18 protein-coding genes and 1 other annotated feature are annotated in these 16145 nt (G+C 54.4%); of the genes, 9 read left to right on the top strand and 9 right to left on the bottom strand.

The window, feature by feature from the left end; translation table 11 throughout:
• Positions 1 to 204, top strand: a 204-nt coding sequence (locus tag AB1N33_RS09440; RefSeq protein WP_411271297.1) for an integrase core domain-containing protein, incomplete at its 5' end; no start/stop codon positions are given.
• 68 nt (positions 205 to 272) lie between these two features.
• On the opposite strand, the gene AB1N33_RS09435 is transcribed toward AB1N33_RS09440, so the two are convergent.
• The 7 genes from AB1N33_RS09435 to AB1N33_RS09405 are packed head-to-tail and all read right to left on the bottom strand — an operon-like array spanning position 273 to position 7202.
• Complete coding sequence (locus AB1N33_RS09435) at positions 273 to 572, bottom strand: YciI family protein (RefSeq protein WP_411271296.1); 300 nt, start codon at positions 570 to 572, stop codon at positions 273 to 275.
• 12 nt (positions 573 to 584) lie between these two features.
• Positions 585 to 1391, bottom strand: a complete 807-nt coding sequence (gene trpA, locus AB1N33_RS09430) for a tryptophan synthase subunit alpha (RefSeq protein WP_411271295.1) — start codon at positions 1389 to 1391, stop codon at positions 585 to 587.
• Positions 1384 to 2571 carry a tryptophan synthase subunit beta gene (trpB, locus tag AB1N33_RS09425; protein ID WP_411271294.1) on the bottom strand — a complete coding sequence of 396 codons (1188 nt, stop codon included), beginning with the start codon at positions 2569 to 2571 and terminating at the stop codon, positions 1384 to 1386. Before trpB ends, trpA begins: the two co-directional genes overlap by 8 nt.
• 21 nt (positions 2572 to 2592) lie before the next feature.
• Entirely contained in the window at positions 2593 to 3987 is a 1395-nt protein-coding gene (gene trpCF, locus AB1N33_RS09420; RefSeq protein ID WP_411271293.1) for a bifunctional indole-3-glycerol-phosphate synthase TrpC/phosphoribosylanthranilate isomerase TrpF, read from the bottom strand.
• Positions 3980 to 5011 carry an anthranilate phosphoribosyltransferase gene (gene trpD, locus AB1N33_RS09415; RefSeq protein WP_411271292.1) on the bottom strand — a complete coding sequence of 344 codons (1032 nt, stop codon included), beginning with the start codon at positions 5009 to 5011 and terminating at the stop codon, positions 3980 to 3982. Before trpD ends, trpCF begins: the two co-directional genes overlap by 8 nt.
• Positions 4999 to 5613, bottom strand: coding sequence for an aminodeoxychorismate/anthranilate synthase component II (locus tag AB1N33_RS09410; protein ID WP_411271291.1), 615 nt, complete (start codon positions 5611 to 5613; stop codon positions 4999 to 5001). The genes trpD and AB1N33_RS09410 overlap by 13 nt, the downstream gene beginning before the upstream one ends.
• Complete coding sequence (locus AB1N33_RS09405; protein WP_411271290.1) at positions 5613 to 7202, bottom strand: anthranilate synthase component 1; 1590 nt, start codon at positions 7200 to 7202, stop codon at positions 5613 to 5615. The genes AB1N33_RS09410 and AB1N33_RS09405 overlap by 1 nt, the downstream gene beginning before the upstream one ends.
• 26 nt (positions 7203 to 7228) lie before the next feature.
• Positions 7229 to 7322 (bottom strand) — a sequence feature (Trp leader region).
• Positions 7323 to 7470: 148 nt separating this feature from the next.
• On the opposite strand from AB1N33_RS09405, the gene AB1N33_RS09400 reads away from it, so the two are divergent.
• Genes AB1N33_RS09400 through rluB form a run of 5 tightly spaced genes read left to right on the top strand, consistent with a single transcriptional unit; the run spans position 7471 to position 11316 of the window.
• Positions 7471 to 8319 (top strand): PHP domain-containing protein, encoded by an 849-nt coding sequence (locus tag AB1N33_RS09400; RefSeq protein WP_411271289.1) that lies wholly within the window; start codon positions 7471 to 7473, stop codon positions 8317 to 8319.
• Between the two features lie 10 nt (positions 8320 to 8329).
• Positions 8330 to 8950 carry an L-threonylcarbamoyladenylate synthase gene (locus tag AB1N33_RS09395; RefSeq protein WP_411271288.1) on the top strand — a complete coding sequence of 207 codons (621 nt, stop codon included), beginning with the start codon at positions 8330 to 8332 and terminating at the stop codon, positions 8948 to 8950.
• The gene (locus AB1N33_RS09390) at positions 8947 to 9801 is read left to right on the top strand and encodes a segregation and condensation protein A (protein WP_411271287.1); all 855 of its coding nucleotides are present in this window, start codon (positions 8947 to 8949) and stop codon (positions 9799 to 9801) included. Before AB1N33_RS09395 ends, AB1N33_RS09390 begins: the two co-directional genes overlap by 4 nt.
• The gene (gene scpB, locus AB1N33_RS09385) at positions 9788 to 10411 is read left to right on the top strand and encodes an SMC-Scp complex subunit ScpB (protein ID WP_411271286.1); all 624 of its coding nucleotides are present in this window, start codon (positions 9788 to 9790) and stop codon (positions 10409 to 10411) included. Before AB1N33_RS09390 ends, scpB begins: the two co-directional genes overlap by 14 nt.
• Before the next feature lie 11 nt (positions 10412 to 10422).
• The gene (rluB, locus tag AB1N33_RS09380) at positions 10423 to 11316 is read left to right on the top strand and encodes a 23S rRNA pseudouridine(2605) synthase RluB (RefSeq protein WP_411271285.1); all 894 of its coding nucleotides are present in this window, start codon (positions 10423 to 10425) and stop codon (positions 11314 to 11316) included.
• On the opposite strand, the gene AB1N33_RS09375 is transcribed toward rluB, so the two are convergent.
• Entirely contained in the window at positions 11313 to 12050 is a 738-nt protein-coding gene (locus tag AB1N33_RS09375) for a type 2 periplasmic-binding domain-containing protein (RefSeq protein WP_411271284.1), read from the bottom strand. The two genes, rluB and AB1N33_RS09375, sit on opposite strands and share 4 nt — an antisense overlap.
• Before the next feature lie 217 nt (positions 12051 to 12267).
• On the opposite strand from AB1N33_RS09375, the gene dkgB reads away from it, so the two are divergent.
• Positions 12268 to 13071, top strand: coding sequence for a 2,5-didehydrogluconate reductase DkgB (dkgB, locus tag AB1N33_RS09370; protein WP_411271283.1), 804 nt, complete (start codon positions 12268 to 12270; stop codon positions 13069 to 13071).
• Here the strand turns inward: dkgB and tmpT are convergent.
• Positions 13068 to 13706, bottom strand: coding sequence for a thiopurine S-methyltransferase (tmpT, locus tag AB1N33_RS09365; RefSeq protein WP_411271282.1), 639 nt, complete (start codon positions 13704 to 13706; stop codon positions 13068 to 13070). The genes dkgB and tmpT overlap by 4 nt on opposite strands.
• A 169-nt stretch (positions 13707 to 13875) precedes the next feature.
• Here tmpT and selD point away from each other — a divergent pair, with 169 nt between their 5' ends.
• Positions 13876 to 14919, top strand: a complete 1044-nt coding sequence (selD, locus tag AB1N33_RS09360) for a selenide, water dikinase SelD (protein ID WP_411271281.1) — start codon at positions 13876 to 13878, stop codon at positions 14917 to 14919.
• Positions 14912 to 16009, top strand: coding sequence for a tRNA 2-selenouridine(34) synthase MnmH (gene mnmH, locus AB1N33_RS09355; RefSeq protein ID WP_411271280.1), 1098 nt, complete (start codon positions 14912 to 14914; stop codon positions 16007 to 16009). Before selD ends, mnmH begins: the two co-directional genes overlap by 8 nt.
• The last annotated feature ends 136 nt before the right edge of the window (positions 16010 to 16145 follow it).

The raw sequence follows: 16145 nt of genomic DNA, 5'->3' as shown, positions 1-16145 counted from the left end.
ATCGAGCGTTTTAACCGGACTTACCGCGACGAAATACTCAATATGTATGTCTTCAAAACACTCAATGAAGTGCGTGAACTGACGGATAGCTGGATGACTGAATACAACGAAGAGCGCCCACATGATGCGCTGAATGATCTGACACCATGGGAATATTTAACCAAGCATGAACTGGCCGAAACCTCTAATTATGGGTGTAACTAATTAGGGGAGGTTTACAAGTCACTCACTCGCACCAGGTCCACTAACGCCGGACTGTTTTGCAGGTCGTGTTACGGCAATACCAGTTTGTATGGTTTTACCACCACGTCGTCATACACGCCAGCGGCAACGTAAGGGTCGTCACTGGCCCAGTTGCGCGCCTCATCCAGCGAGGTAAATTCGGCAATCACCAGTGACCCGGTGAAACCGGCTGGACCCGGATCGTCGGCATCAATGGCGGGGAAGGGGCCCGCGGCAAACAAACGCCCTTCGGCTTTCAGTGCCTGTAGCCGTTCAAGGTGTGCAGGGCGGGCCGCCAGACGTTTTTCCAGGCTGTCGGGCGTATCGGTGGCACAAATCATGTAATACATAATGGCAATTCCTTATTTCACCGTGGCCGCTTTCATCTTACGCACAAAGCTATCCAGTGCCTTAAGCATGGCCTCGGGGTCGCTCAGGTGCTCGGCAATAATATTCACCGTTGCCGAGCCTGAAATCGCGCCCGCAGCACCGGCTGCGATAGCATCGCGCACCTGTTCCGGTTGGGAAATGCCAAAGCCCAGTAATGGCGGCGCACAGCGGTACTTACTGAGACGCTCAATCAGTTCGCTGGCCGGAATGGATGCCGCGGTTTCGGCGCCGGTTACGCCCGCCCGGCCAAGCAGGTAGGTATAGCCGCTGGAGTACTCGCCAATGGCAGACAGGGTCTCGTCTGAAGCGTTAGGCGGGGCAATCAGAATTTGCGCAACGCCACTGTTTTTTGCTGCCTGATAATAGGGCGCCACTTCCCGGATGGGGACATCCGCCACCAGAATCGAATCAATACCGGTGTCGGCGGCCTGCTGATAAAAGGTGTCGATGCCCCGGGCGTGCACCAGGTTGCTGTACAGTAACAGCCCGATAGGAATGTCCGGGTATTGCTTACGCACGCGCGCAAGCAGTTCCAGGCAGTCGCCCGGCGTAACATTGTTCTGACGGGCACGAATGGTGGCCTGCTGAATTGTCGGGCCATCAGCGATGGGATCCGAATAGGGAATGCCCAGTTCCAGGGCATCTGCGCCGCTTTCGATTAGCTGAATGATGATCTTTTCGCTTAGCGCCAGATCCGGATCGCCAATCATGACGAAAGGCACAAACGCGCCTTCATTTTTTTCATTCAGGCGCGCGAACATGGTGTCATATCTACCCATTGAGCTGTTCTCCCAGAATTTTCGTCACGTGGGCCAGGTCTTTGTCGCCACGGCCTGACAGGTTCACCACAATAATCATGTCTTCCTCGGCCTCATCTGCCATATTCAGTGCATGTGCAAGGGCATGCGACGACTCAAGCGCCGGTATAATGCCTTCTTTTCGGGCCAGTAACTGAAACGCATTCAGCGCTTCTTCGTCGGTAACGGCAACGTACTCGGCACGTCCGGTCTCGGCAAGATACGCATGCTGCGGGCCGACGGCCGGATAGTCGAGGCCGGCCGAGACCGAATAGCTCTCTTCAATCTGGCCTTCTTTGTCCTGCATGATGAAGGTGTATGCGCCATGCAGAATACCCTTGGTGCCCGTGACAATGGTGGCGCCGTGCTCTTTGGTATGCACGCCCTTACCGGCAGGCTCCACACCGACCAGCCTGACAGAGGGCTCATCAATAAAGTCTGCAAACATGCCAATGGCATTGGAGCCGCCGCCGACACAGGCGACTACCGCATCCGGCAGGCGACCTTCTTTTTCCATGATCTGTGCGCGGGTTTCCTCGCCAATCATCCGGTGATACTCACGCACAATGGTGGGGAACGGGTGTGGTCCGGCAGCCGTGCCCAGCAAATAGTGGGCTTTGTCATAGTTGGCTGACCAGTCGCGCATGGCTTCATTCACGGCGTCTTTCAGTGTGCCTGAGCCACTGTTTACCGGGATAACCTCGGCGCCCATCAGACGCATTCTGAATACGTTAGGCGCTTGTCGCTCAACGTCCTTTGCGCCCATGTAAATTCGCGCCTTCAGTCCAAGCAGCGCACACGCCAGGGCGGTTGCTACGCCGTGCTGGCCGGCACCGGTTTCTGCAATAACTTCGGTTTTTCCCATCCGCTTGGTGAGCAGCGCCTGACCCAGTACCTGATTGGTTTTATGGGCACCGCCGTGCAATAAATCTTCACGTTTAAGGTACAGTTTTACCTTAGGATTACTCACCAGGTTGCGGGTCAGCGTCATCGCCGTCGGACGCCCGGCATAATCATGCAGCAGGGCCTTAAACTCTTTTTCGAATTCCGGGTCGTCTTTGGCTTCCAGGAAGGCGGCCTCAAGCTGATCCAGTGCAGGAATAAGCAGCTCGGGTACATACATCCCACCGAATTCGCCAAATTTTGTGTCTAACTGGTTCATACGATACCTATTTTTCGTTCATTAATACTGGCGTAGTCTGGCGAACAGACGTGCGAGTTTTTCGTTCGATTTTTTGCCGGGCGCCGACTCAGCGCCGGAATTAACATCAATCATGCCGGCACCGGTGTTCATCGCATCCACAACGTTGTCTACGCCGATGCCGCCGGCAAGGACGATGCATGACAAATCCTTAATCTGGCTGAGCAGCGTCCAGTCGAATTGTTGTCCGGTGCCACCGGACTTATCGCCAACGCGGCAGTCCAGTAACACCCGGTTAACCTCGGGTTCGGCGGTCAGTGCCATGATATCGGGCAGCTCACCACTGACGCCAACGGCCTGCCAGATTTCACAATCAGCAGGGAGCAGGGCTGACAGTGCCTGCCGGTAAGCGGTATCTTCACCGCCATGCAACTGAACCGCCTGCAGATTAAGCGCAGAGGCCAGTGCTGCGACGTTCTCCGGTGTTTCATTAACAAACACGCCAACGTAATTGCCTGGTGTTGCACTGACAATCGCGCGGGCTTGTTCGGGAGTAACATAGCGCGGCGATTTTTCCGCGAAAATCAGACCGGCATAGCTGGCACCGGCATCAAATGCGCTCTGTGCATCAGCGGGCGAGGTGATGCCACACACCTTTACCGCACCAAACACCAGTGATTTCACTGCGCGCGCCAGATCCGGCTGTGCCATCAGGGCACTGCCCACAAGAAACCCCTGACAGTGTGGCGCGAGGCGAAGCACATCGTCGTGCGTGTAAATGCCTGATTCAGAGATCACCACGTAGTCGTGACGGGCTTCATGCAACAGCGGAACCAGTTTTTCGGTGGTCGCCAAATCGGTAGACAGGTCGCGCAGGTTGCGGTTATTGATGCCAATAATGTTGGCCTCAAGGGCAATGGCGCGGTGCATTTCCTCTTCATTACTGACCTCGGTCAGTATGTCCAGCTTCAGTGACGTGGCTACCTCAGCAAGCGCCCGGTACTCGTCATCACTGAGCACGCTTAACATCAGCAACACCGCATCGGCATTAAAATGTCGCGCCAGGTAGACCTGATGCTCATCGATGAAAAAGTCTTTATTCAGCACGGGTTGCGCCACCCGCTCTGTTATATAAGCCAGATAATCGTAACTGCCCTGAAAATACTTCTCGTCGGTCAGCACCGAAATGCCAGCGGCAAAGGGGGTATAAGCCGCGATGATCTCATCCAGATCGAACGGCGACCGGATAAGGCCCTTAGACGGCGACGCTTTCTTACATTCGAAAATGAACCCGGCATCGGGCTTACTCAGCGCAGCAAACAAACTTTTGGTCGACGGTGTGACGGTCTGCTTAAGACTATCCAGCGGATACAGTTGCTTTAACTGCGCAACCACATCACGTTTATCTTCAACGATTTTTTTGAGTACATCAGCCATCAATTGACTCCTGTTGGCTTATGGCTGCCGCGTCCGAAATCACGGTCAGAGGACGTCCTTTACGCATGGTTTCCAGCGCAAGTTCAGCGCCCTCGGCAAATGACGTTACCTTACCAGTGACTTTGAGCAGTGCGGCGCAATTCATCGCAATGGCAGCGCGGTGTGCCTCTTTTCCCTCTCCGGCCAGTGCCGCTTCTACCATTTTCTGGTTGTCCTGCGGTTCGCCGCCGGCAATATCTTCCAGCCGGTATTCCGGCAATCCGAATGTTGCAGGGCTGACACGGTAATGACGAATATCACCATGTTCAAGGTCGAACACGTCAGACTCGCCATGCAGGGCAAGTTCATCCAGGCCGCTGCCGTGAACAATCATCGCACGGTGCTGTCCCAGCAACATCAGCGTTTTCGCGTAGGGTTCCAACAGCGCAGGACTGTAGACCCCAAACACCCCATGGGTGGGACTTGCCGGGTTGGCCAGCGGGCCGAGGATATTAAATAAGGTACGGGTTTTCAGTGCGGCGCGAACCGGTGCGGCAAAACGCATGCCGGCGTGATACACCGGCGCATAGAGAAAACAGAATCCGGCCTCATCCAGACAGCGCCGGGCGGTTTCCGGTGACATTTCAAGGTTCAGCCCAAACTCACGAAACAGATCGGCAGAGCCCGACCGGCTTGAGACACTGCGATTGCCGTGCTTGGCAACGGGTACGCCACAGGCGGCCGCAACCACAGCAGCGGCACTGGAAATATTGATGGTGTTGTGACCGTCGCCGCCGGTGCCAACAATATCGGCAAACGGATAATCGGGGGTCGGAAACGGGCGCGCATTGCTGACCATGGCACTGGCTGCACCGGCAATCTCGCTGGGCGACTCGCCCTTCATTTTAAGGGCCGTAAGCACAGCGGCGATGACGGCTTCATTTTGTTCACCGTGCATGATGCTGTTAAACAGTGAAAACGCCTGACTCTGTGACAAATCCTCACCGTCGAACAGGGCTGACATCAGCGCATTTACATCGGACATACGGGTTCTCCCTGAGTGAGATAGTCAATACTTTGTTTCAGCAGCAGGCTGCCTTCGGCGGTCAGAATAGACTCGGGATGGAACTGAAAGCCGAGCATATTATCGTCGGGATGATACACCGCCATCACGGTATCCTCGTGCCGTGCACACACCCTCAGACTGTCGGGCAACTGATGGGCAACCAGAGAATGATACCGGGCGACATGGAGCGGCTGGGGCAGGCCGGCAAACATGGCTTCGCCACTGTGTGAAATTGCCGAGGATTTACCGTGCATCACGGTCTCAGCACGGCCAACGGTACCGCCGTAATGCTCTACAATCGCCTGGTGGCCCAGACAAATTCCAATAACCGGAAACCGGCCGGCCACTTTGTTTAACAGTGCAGGCATACAGCCTGCATCCGCTGGCGCGCCCGGGCCGGGCGACAGCATCAGAATAACCGGTGTGGTTTTGGCCTGTTCCTCCATCAGTGCAAACAGGGCATCAGCGTCATAGTGATTGCGGTACACCCGGATAGACAATCCCATGGTGTATAACTCGTCCACCAGGTTGTAGGTAAATGAGTCGACGTTATCCAGCAAAAATACAGTGGTGGTGCGCATTACATCGTCTCCTGACCGTGATTGGCGACAAGCACCGCGTTGATGACTGCCTGCGCCTTGTTGCGGGTTTCATCGGCTTCAGACTGCGGATCGGAATCATGAACCACCCCCGCACCTGCCTGAATGTAGGCGATACCGTGTTTGACAAACGCTGAGCGGATCACGATGCAGGTGTCCATATCACCCGTGCCATTGAGATAGCCAACGGCACCGCCGTAGCTGCCACGGCGCTGCTTTTCTACCTGACGAATGAGTGTGGCGGCACTGACTTTCGGTGCGCCGACCAGCGTGCCCATGTTCATGCAGGCCTGATACGCGTGCAGCGCATCAAGATCGTCACGAAGCTGGCCAACCACCCGCGACACCAGGTGCATAACGTGCGAGTAACGATCCACTTTCAGCAGGTCTTTGACAAAGCGTGACCCCGGGCGACTGACCCGCGCCACGTCATTGCGCGCCAGGTCAACCAGCATAATGTGCTCAGACTTCTCTTTTTCGTCTTCACGCAGGTTAAGTTCTATCCGGCTGTCGAGATCATGATCAATGCTGCCATCAGGGCGTTTTCCGCGTTTTCGCGTACCGGCAATCGGATAGATTTCCACCTGATTGGACTCGCTTTCGTATTTCAGCGCAGATTCCGGGGAGGCGCCGAAAATCGTAAACTGTTCGTCCTGCATATAAAACATATACGGGCTGGGGTTTTGTTTCTTCAGACTGGCGTAGGCCGCTACCGGCGAGGGGCAGGGTAGCGAGAACGTACGTGATGGCACAACCTGAAAAATATCGCCCGCCAGAATATGCGACTTCAGGTAGCTGACATCCTGACAAAACGCCGCATCGTCTTTATTGACAGACACCGACGGCGTCTGCGCCGCTTTTACAGTGGGCAAGGCAGATACGCTATGCAGTTGTTCGCGCAGGGCCTCAAGACGCTGGGAAATACTAAAATAATGCTGCGCGACGTCCGGTCCGGAGAACACACTTCCGAGCAATTCGGTTTCACGGGTCTGGTGGTCGAACATCAGCAGCGTCTCTGCCAGATAAAAAACATAGTCCGGGCAGTCATTGTCGCCCTCATCGACGGCAGGCAGGCCTTCAAATCCGGCTAACAGGTCATAGGCGAATACGCCGCCTAAAAAGACGGCATGAGGGTGCTGGCGAATTGGCTGCAGGTTGTCCTTTAACAGGCGCAGTGCATCAAACACGCTGGCCGCTTTCAACCGGCTGTCTTCATCGAGTGTCCGGTCAGGTGCCGCCACGTTAAGGATAAGCCGGCTGGGCGAGACGTCGCTCACCGCGACATTGTCAGGTGCATGAGTATGAAACAGCGGCAGCACCGACTTACCGTTGTCTGACAGCGCATCGATGGTCACCGTATCACCACGGCATTCCAGACGCAGGGCAGCATCAACCATTAACAGGCTCTGCAGGTTGTCTTTCGACTCGATCTCGGCCGATTCCAGTAGCAGGGCGTTTGGTTTGCCCTCGCACAAGGTATAAAAGGCGGCGAGCGGGTCGTCGGTATAGTGCCCGGTCTGTGACAGGGTTTCGACATTCCCTGGATGTTGTCCGAGTTCAGCCAGACTCATTGTTGTCATTCTCCTGCTGCAAAAATAAAAAAAGGCCCGTTAAAAAACGGGCCTTTTTTTGTGTTAAACACGCACCAATGCGCACACCGCCCGTTATGTAGGGAAGTGCCACCACCACTGAGTTGCTGATTGTGCTGTTGTGAGTGTCAGATGCATTGGTCTGTTATTCTTTGAAACTTCGATAGGCTTCGAAGTTATTAATCCTTATACTGTGGCTATAGAAGAAAACAAAACACGCTTTGTGTCAACCGCTAAATTGCAGAATAGTTTGAAAATAGATTTACACAGTCATACCCGCTACTCCGATGGTCATCTGTCTCCGAGGGAGCTGGTATTGCGCGCGCACAGCATGCAGGTGGACGTCCTGGCAATCACCGACCATGATACGGTGGCGGGCCTGGATGAAGCGCACACTACTCAGGCTGAACAGTCACGACCAATGACACTGATTGATGGTGTGGAACTGTCAACACGCTGGCATGCGTTTGATATTCATATTGTCGGGCTGAACGTAAACCGGCAGTGTCCGGGCTTTAATGAGGTGTTGCGTAAACAGGCAGAAACACGCCATGAACGTGCGGTTAAAATTGGTGAAAAGCTGGCAAAGTGCGGCTTTGAGGGTGTGGAGAAATACGCCTTTGGTTACGCCGCAGGCGGACAGGTCACGCGCGCCCATTATGCCCGAGCGCTGGTCGACCATTACGGCGTTGGTTCCATGGCGAATGCGTTCGGACAATACCTGGGCAAGGGCAAACGCGCCGAAGTGAAAGCCAAATGGATCAGCATTGCTGAGGCGGTTGAGGCTATTCATGCGGCAGGCGGCCAGGCTGTGCTTGCTCATCCAGCGCATTACGATATGACGACAAAATGGCTGCGGCGGCTGGTGGCAGAGTTTGCGGCAGTTGGCGGTGATGCTATGGAAGCGGCGTGTCCGGGCATGAACCCGGAAAAACAAAAACTTGTGAATGCGCTGGTGATCGAACATGATCTGTTGGCATCGGCCGGCTCAGACTTTCACTTTCCGTCACGCTGGACGGAACTGGGCAGGCGTTTAACGCTGGACAGCGCACTGACCCCTGTGTGGCACGACTGGGACTGTGTGACAGCAACCAAATAAGGATAATGCAATGAGTCAGTTTTTTTACATCCATCCGGATAATCCTCAGCCCCGGCTGCTAAAGCAGGCGGCTGAGCTGATCCGTCAGGGTGAAGTGGTGGTGTACCCGACCGACTCAGGGTATGCCATAGGCTGTCAGATGGAAGATAAAAAGGCCCTGGACCAGATATGTCGCATTCGTGATATTGGCAAGGACCATAATTTTACGCTGATGTGTCGTGATATGTCCGAACTGTCCATTTACGCGAAAGTCGACAACGTCGCGTTTCGGCAGATCAAGAACAATACCCCCGGCCCATATACCTTCATTCTGAAAGCCACGCGCGAGGTACCGCGACGGTTGCAGAACCCTAAACGCAAAACCATCGGGATCCGGGTGCCGGATAATCAGATTGCACTGAAACTACTGGAAACCCTGGACGAGCCGTTAATGTCCACGTCATTGATTTTACCCGGAAATACCATGGCTGAGTCTGATCCTGATGTGATCCGCGACCAGCTGGAAAAACAGGTCGGACTGATAATTCACGGTGGCTATCTGGGCGAACATCCCACCACGATAGTGGACTTATCTGAAGGCGAACCGGTGATCCTGCGTACCGGTAGCGGTGACACGACGCCCTTCGAATGAGTGAGCAGGCAGACATTCAGCAGCCAGATGTGACGCCCGTAGCGGCGTCGGAGCCGGTACAACAGCCGTTACCGCTGGCTTTTATCAATGGCGAGGCGGTCATAGAAAAGCCGCAGGATCTGTTCATTCCGCCTGACGCGCTGGAAGTGATCCTTGAGTCGTTTGAAGGACCGCTGGATTTACTGCTTTACCTAATCCGCAAACAAAAATTTGATATCACCACGCTTCCTGTGGCGACCATCACTGAGCAGTACATGGAGTACGTTGACGTGATGACATCGCTGAACCTGGAACTGGCGGCGGAATACCTGCTCATGGCGGCCATACTGGCAGAAATTAAGTCGCGGTTATTATTGCCCAGGCGCAGTGATCAGGACGATGATGAAGAGGATCCGCGCGCAGAGCTTATCCGGCGCCTGAAAGAATATGAAATTGTTAAACAGGCGGCAGAAGACTTAGATGCCCAGCCACGACTGGAACGCGATATTTTTACCGTCAATGTAGCGACACCCGACAGCGTAGAGCCGCTGAGAATTGAGCCCGATGTGTCACTGCAGGATCTGGTGCTGGCATTCGCCGGTGCACTCAAGCGGGCCGAAGCCTTCGAGCATCATACTATCTCACGCGAAGCACTGAGCACCAGGGAGCGCATGTCCCTCATCCTCTCTGTGGTTGGCAGCTCGGCCTACACGCCACTGGAGGCGCTGTTCAGTGTAGAGGAAGGCAAAGCCGGAGTAGTGGTGTCATTTCTGGCCATTCTTGAGCTGGTAAAAGAGCAGCTTATCCTGTGCATTCAGGCAGGACCTTACGCCAGAATTCATGTAAAATTGAAAGCCAATGAAAAAGATTAACCCTGTCCAGTTAAAGCAGCTCGTTGAGGCGGCACTGTTTGTTGCAGATGCGCCCCTGTCCAGACAGCAGCTGAAAGAGACCGTCCTTGCCGAGTTTACAGTATCAGACACCGCGCTTAACAAGGTGCTCAAAGAACTGATACTCGATTACCAGCCACGTGGTATTCAGCTGGTGGAAGTGGCCAGTGGTTATCGGTTTCAGTCGCTGGACAGCCTGAGCCCCTGGCTCAGTAGATTGTGGCAGGAAACCGCGCCACGGTACTCCCGCGCCATGCTGGAAACGCTGGCGCTGATTGCCTATCGTCAGCCCATTACCCGTGGCGAAATTGAACAGGTGCGCGGCGTGGCGGTGTCCAGCAATATTATGAAAACCTTGTCCGAACGGGGATGGATAAAAACCGTCGGTCACAAAGAAGTACCGGGCCGGCCGGCGTTATACGCAACCACCCGCGAATTTCTTGATTATTTTTCACTGTCGTCGTTAGACCAGTTACCCAGTGCTGAGGCTTTCAGCAGCATGATGGATGACGTTGAACGTGAAGTAACTGCTGCCATGCAGGAGGATGCACCGTCTGATAATGACCGTGCGACAACAAACGAACATGAATAGAGTGTGACGAAATGACTGAAAAACTGCAAAAAGTGCTGGCCAATCAGGGGCTTGGTTCCCGTCGTGAAATGGAACGCTGGATAGACGAAGGACGGGTTAGTGTTAACGGAAGCATCGCGAAACTGGGTGACCGTGTTGATGAAACCGCCCAGATCCGCGTCGATGGCCACCTGCTGTCGCGTCAGACGGAGAAGCCGGTGTGTCGCGTGCTGATGTACAACAAACCCGAAGGCGAGCTATGCAGCCGTGTCGATCCGGAAGGCCGTCCTACGGTGTTTGATCGCCTGCCATCCATTCGCATTGGCCGCTGGATTGCGGTAGGCCGTCTGGATATCAACACCAGTGGGTTGCTGCTGTTTACCAATGACGGTGAGCTGGCCAACCGGCTGATGCACCCGAAATGCGAAGTGACCCGTGAGTACGCGGTGCGCGTTTTCGGCGACGTGCCCAATCAGACCCTGGCCAAGCTGACGCGTGGCGTGGAACTGGAAGATGGCCTCGCAAAATTCACCACAATTCGCCCGCGTAAAGAGTCGGGCGGTGAAGAAGAGAGCATGAATCGCTGGTTTAACGTTACGCTGGCAGAAGGGCGTAACCGTGAAGTTCGACGTCTCTGGGAGTCTCAGGACGTGCAGGTAAGCCGCCTAATCAGAGTCAAGTATGGTCCGGTTTCGCTGCAAAAACGTCTGCCTCAGGGCGCCTGGGTGGAGCTTGGGCTGGAAGAAGTGAATGCGCTGCGATCACTGGTGCAACTGCCGCTGGAAACCCAGACGCTTATTGATGCCCGTCAGAATAAACTGGATCACGCCCGTATCAGCCGTATGCGCCGTTCGGTGAAGAAGCATAAGGTGCGTCAGGAACGCGGTCATGAACCGCGCAGCAAGCTGAACACAAAACGACGCTAGTGGCAGCCTTCATCGAAGGCATAATGCACTGTCAGTGCATCAATGGCTTTGCGTTGGTTGGTTAAAAAGCGATTAAAGCGGGAAATCAGCTCTGGATGTGCCTTGGTTGACAGGCGATAGGTCAGCGGAAAAGCCGGAAGGCTTTTGAGCTGGGCGAGTTCTTCTGTCGCTAAACCCAACAGCGATGCCTGATGTTCGATAGCGCTTATGTGTAAATCCAGCGCGTCAATCATGTCATTAAACAGCATTCGGGTCAGCACCCTTAACGACGGGTCGCTGACCAGTTTTACTTTGTTATCACGCAGTAATGCATCCCAGTGCCGTGAAGGGGTGAACCCCTGAAGCGTGCCAACCGTTTTTACCTGTTCCTGCTGATGGTCACGGTTTTTCGCCAGTACCACCGTCGACTGGCAAATCGACAGGATGGGTGCACTGTAAATAAGCGCGTCATCCTGTTCACTGCTCCAGAGTGGATTATCCGGTAAGCGTAAGTCGATAGCGCCATCGTCGAACCAGGTGCTGAACCGGGAAATGGGCAATGGAATAAATTCCAGCGCAATGCCTTCACTGTCAGCAAATGTCTGCAGAATGTCTTTCATCAGACCGCGCCCGTCAGCCTGGCTGAAATCCATGATGGGGTAATAACTGATGTCTTCAACGCCAACACGGTATGAAGCTGCCTGCGTCGGTACCAGCGTCAGATAAAACAGCAGCGACAGGAGAAAAAACTTCATGGCAACAGATGAGCAAAACGACCAATACAGCTTTCACCATAGCGCGAATTACGCGTAAACGCGAAAGCATTTCGATGAATACTATGATGCCGCGATGGGGAAAACATCAGGGTGCACGCCCTGACACGTCGTATTACGATCTTTCGCTGCAGTATTGCGTAGCCATACCTGAAGGTTAATAGATTGAATACAAATCCAATGACAGGGGAGGGATAGTATGGATTCGATGCCGCAACTGGGAATGGGAACGTTTCGCCTGAAAGAAGAGGTGGCCCGGCAGGCGGTTGCTGATGCGCTGGCTGCGGGTTTTCGGCATATCGACACCGCCCAGTTTTACGACAACGAAGAACAGGTTGGTGATGCGCTTATTGCCAGTAAGCCTGACCGTGATGAGGTATTTGTTACTACCAAGGTCTGGTATGAGCATCTGGGCACCGATAAATTCATGCCCAGTGTGTACGAAAGCCTGTCAAAACTGAAACTCGACTATGTCGACCTGCTGCTGATCCACTGGCCGTATCCGGGGGATGACATTCCCATGGAAACGTACTTAGGCGAGCTCGCTAAAGCGAAACAACTGGGACTGACACGGCATATCGGCGTGTCGAATTTCACCATTGATCAGATGAAGCAGGCACAGGCGATTCTGGGAGACGGCGAAATCTTTACCAACCAGATTGAGCTGCATCCATTTATGCAGAATCGCAGTGTGGTGGACACATGCCGTTCATTGGGTATTGGCGTGACTGCCTATATGCCGTTTGCGGTGGGTAAAATTCTGAATGACGACACGCTCAACGCTATTGCGCAGCAACACAATGCAAGTCCTGCTCAGGTCGTACTTGCCTGGCTTGAGCACAAAAATATCCACGCTATACCGTCGTCAACCAGCCGCGCGCACATTCAGGAAAATGCGGCATATCAGCGCGTCTCGCTGACAGCCGATGAGATTGCCCGGATTGATGATTTGGATAACGGCGAGCGTATCGTCAATCCGGACTTTGCGCCGGACTGGGACTAGCGCGCGGTCAGCGAAAACACCAGTGCACGGGCGTCAACCTGACCTTTCAGGCCGCCCTCAACGGGCTGCTCCTGCAGCAGGGAAACGGTGTAGCGATGTTCGTAATGATCGCGCACCTCACATTCTGATACCGCAAATGGAGGGCCATCCATTGCTTGCTGATCATAATCGAATGTCAGTAGCAGCTGGTCGGCCTTTGCGGTAATGTCAGCGATGTGCGCCGTGTAACGCTGACGCATGGCGAAAGGCAGGGCAACCAGTGCAGCGCGATCGTAAACAGCGGTAACCCGGCCAAGCTGGGTGGCGGTCAGTTCAAATACATCACCGACAAAGATGGTCACATTCTCAAACCGGTAAACTTTAAATGGTCCATCCTGCGTAACGTGCGGGGGGACATCCAGTTCGTCGAACAGTTGCTGCACTGCACGCTCACTTAATTCTGCACCGACCACATCACATTGCAGGGAAAGCAGGTAACCAATGTCTTTCGTCTTGCCGCAGAGCGGCACAAACACGCGCGGTGCATCGGCTTTTTTCACCAGTGAGCAATATTTTTTCAGAAACGGATTGCCACTTTCCTCGTGAAAACCAATTTCATTTTTTTCCCATCGTTCGTGCCAAAAGTCGTGCTCCATGGTGTGTCTTACCTCGCAAAGCGTGAATAGCAATGGCGATATTGTACGGACAACGCACCGGAATGTCTCGACGGATCCCGGATAGCAGCACAAACGGGCGTGCATCCTCAGACGGGAATGGCATAATCACACGCAGCACTATGTAATCAGACATTAATCAAGGAATGCTATGAGTTCATCGACGGTCAGGCTGACGCAGTTCAGTCATGGAGCAGGGTGCGGCTGCAAGCTGTCACCGGCGGTACTGGCAGATATTCTTAAAACCAGCGAACAAATGCCGTTTCCGCCTGAATTGCTGGTGGGCAATGCGTCTGGCGATGACGCCGCCGCGTATGATATGGGAGACGGCAATGTCATTCTGAGCACCACCGATTTTTTTATGCCTATTGTGGATGATCCGTTTGATTTTGGCAGAATTGCAGCAACCAATGCGATCAGTGATATTTATGCGATGGGTGGGAGGCCGCTGATGGCGATTGCGATCCTGGGCTGGCCTATCAACACCCTGCCTGCTGACATTGCGGCGCAGGTACTGAATGGCGCCCGTGAAACCTGTCGTCAGGCCGGGATCCCACTGGCCGGGGGGCACAGCATTGATTCCGCCGAACCTATTTTTGGTCTGGCCGTGACCGGGCAGGTCGAGAAAGCCAGACTGAAGCAGAATGACAAAGCCCGTGAAGGCGATATTCTGCTGCTGAGCAAACCGCTCGGCGTAGGCGTGCTTACCACCGCTGAAAAACAAGGGAAGCTGAAATCTGAGCATGTCAGTATTGCACCGGCACTGATGTGCCAGCTCAATCATATTGGTGAAAAACTGTCGGCGTTATCCGGCGTGTCCGCAATGACCGATGTCACCGGCTTCGGGCTTCTTGGGCATCTTATTGAGATGGCCGAGGGGAGTCAGCTTTGTGCCCGGTTGTCGCTGGCTGGCGTGCCGGTGGCCGAGGGCGTATCGGAGTACATTGCACAAGGCTGTGTGCCGGGCGGTACCCAGCGCAACTTTGCCGCCTATGGCCACAAAGTGGCTGGCCTCAGCGCGCAGGATGTCCCGCTGTTATGCGATCCACAAACCTCTGGCGGTCTGTTGGTGGCGGTTGAGCCCACTGCACTGGATGATGCCCTGGCAGTAGCGGCCGCACACGGCGTCACGTTGTATGTGGTCGGTAACCTGCGCGCGCAGACGGATGATGTCAGGGTCGTTATCAATGACTAACGGCAACGATGCCCTCTATCGCCGCCTGCTGGTGGCCAATACGTCATTTATCGACAGCCGGGCACCGGCTGAATATGCCAAAGGTGCCTTCCCCAATGCCGTCAGTCTTCCCCTGATGACCGATGAAGAGCGGGCTCAGGTGGGGACCTGTTATAAACAGCAGGGCCAGGAGGCAGCCATAGCGCTGGGGCACCGCCTGGTGCACGGCGCCGTGAAGGAAGCCCGTGTTGCTGCCTGGCAACAACACCTGCAAGCCAATCCTGATGCCTGGCTTTATTGTTGGCGCGGAGGTCTGCGATCGCAGCTGGTTCAGCAATGGCTCAGCGAGGCCGGAACCCCGGTTGAACGGGTGCCGGGCGGCTACAAAGCGCTTCGTCAGCACATTTTGCAGTTTCTTGACTCGCAGGCCTGTGAACAGCCTTTTGTGGTCGTTTCAGGCTACACCGGCAGTGGTAAAACCCTGCTCATTGCGGCCAGTGAACACAGTATTGATTTGGAAGGACTGGCTAATCACAAAGGCTCGGCATTCGGCGCCGATATCACACCACAGCCTACTCAGATTAATTTCGAAAACCATCTGGCGATTGCCCTGATGCAGCGCCAGTCAACGCACCCGTTACTGGTTGAGGATGAGGGCAGTTTCATTGGTAGTTGCAACATGCCGCTGCGTTTTTACAGCCATTTGTCCAGCATGCCGTGTGTGATCCTGGACGAACCGATGGACGTGAGGGTAGCGAACCTCATTCAGACGTACGTGTCGGCGCTGTTACAGAGCTGTCAGCAACACCAGTCAGACGACCCGTTTGCCGCATTTGAACACATGCTTACGCGCTCGCTGTACCGTATTCGAAAGCGCCTGGGTAACGAAGCCTATCGTCAGATTAAAGGGATGCAGGAAGCGGCGATTAAGGACACGCTGTTAACCGGAGAAACCGCGTTACATGGTGCCTGGATTGCTGCTCTGCTGGAGCGCTATTACGACCCCATGTACCGCTACCAGCTGGGTCAGTCTGAGCGAGCTGTTCTGTTTCAGGGCAATCGGCAGGCTATTCTCGACTGGTGGCAGTCGTACCGCTTACAGTCGACCTGAAAATACGCTGTGCATTCACCGTTTTTTCTTTTTATGATCTAGACTTAGCTCAGGTTAAAGCAATGAGCAGGTATGCCGATGGTGGTTGATACAGGTCAAACTGTCTGGGAGGTCTGCGCGTTAGTCTTACTGCACG

This window comes from Alteromonas nitratireducens (assembly GCF_040812025.1).
GTDB lineage: Bacteria > Pseudomonadota > Gammaproteobacteria > Enterobacterales > Alteromonadaceae > Alteromonas > Alteromonas nitratireducens.
Note: the sequence above shows the minus strand (reverse complement) of the source record. Positions and strands in the feature narration are given on the sequence as shown.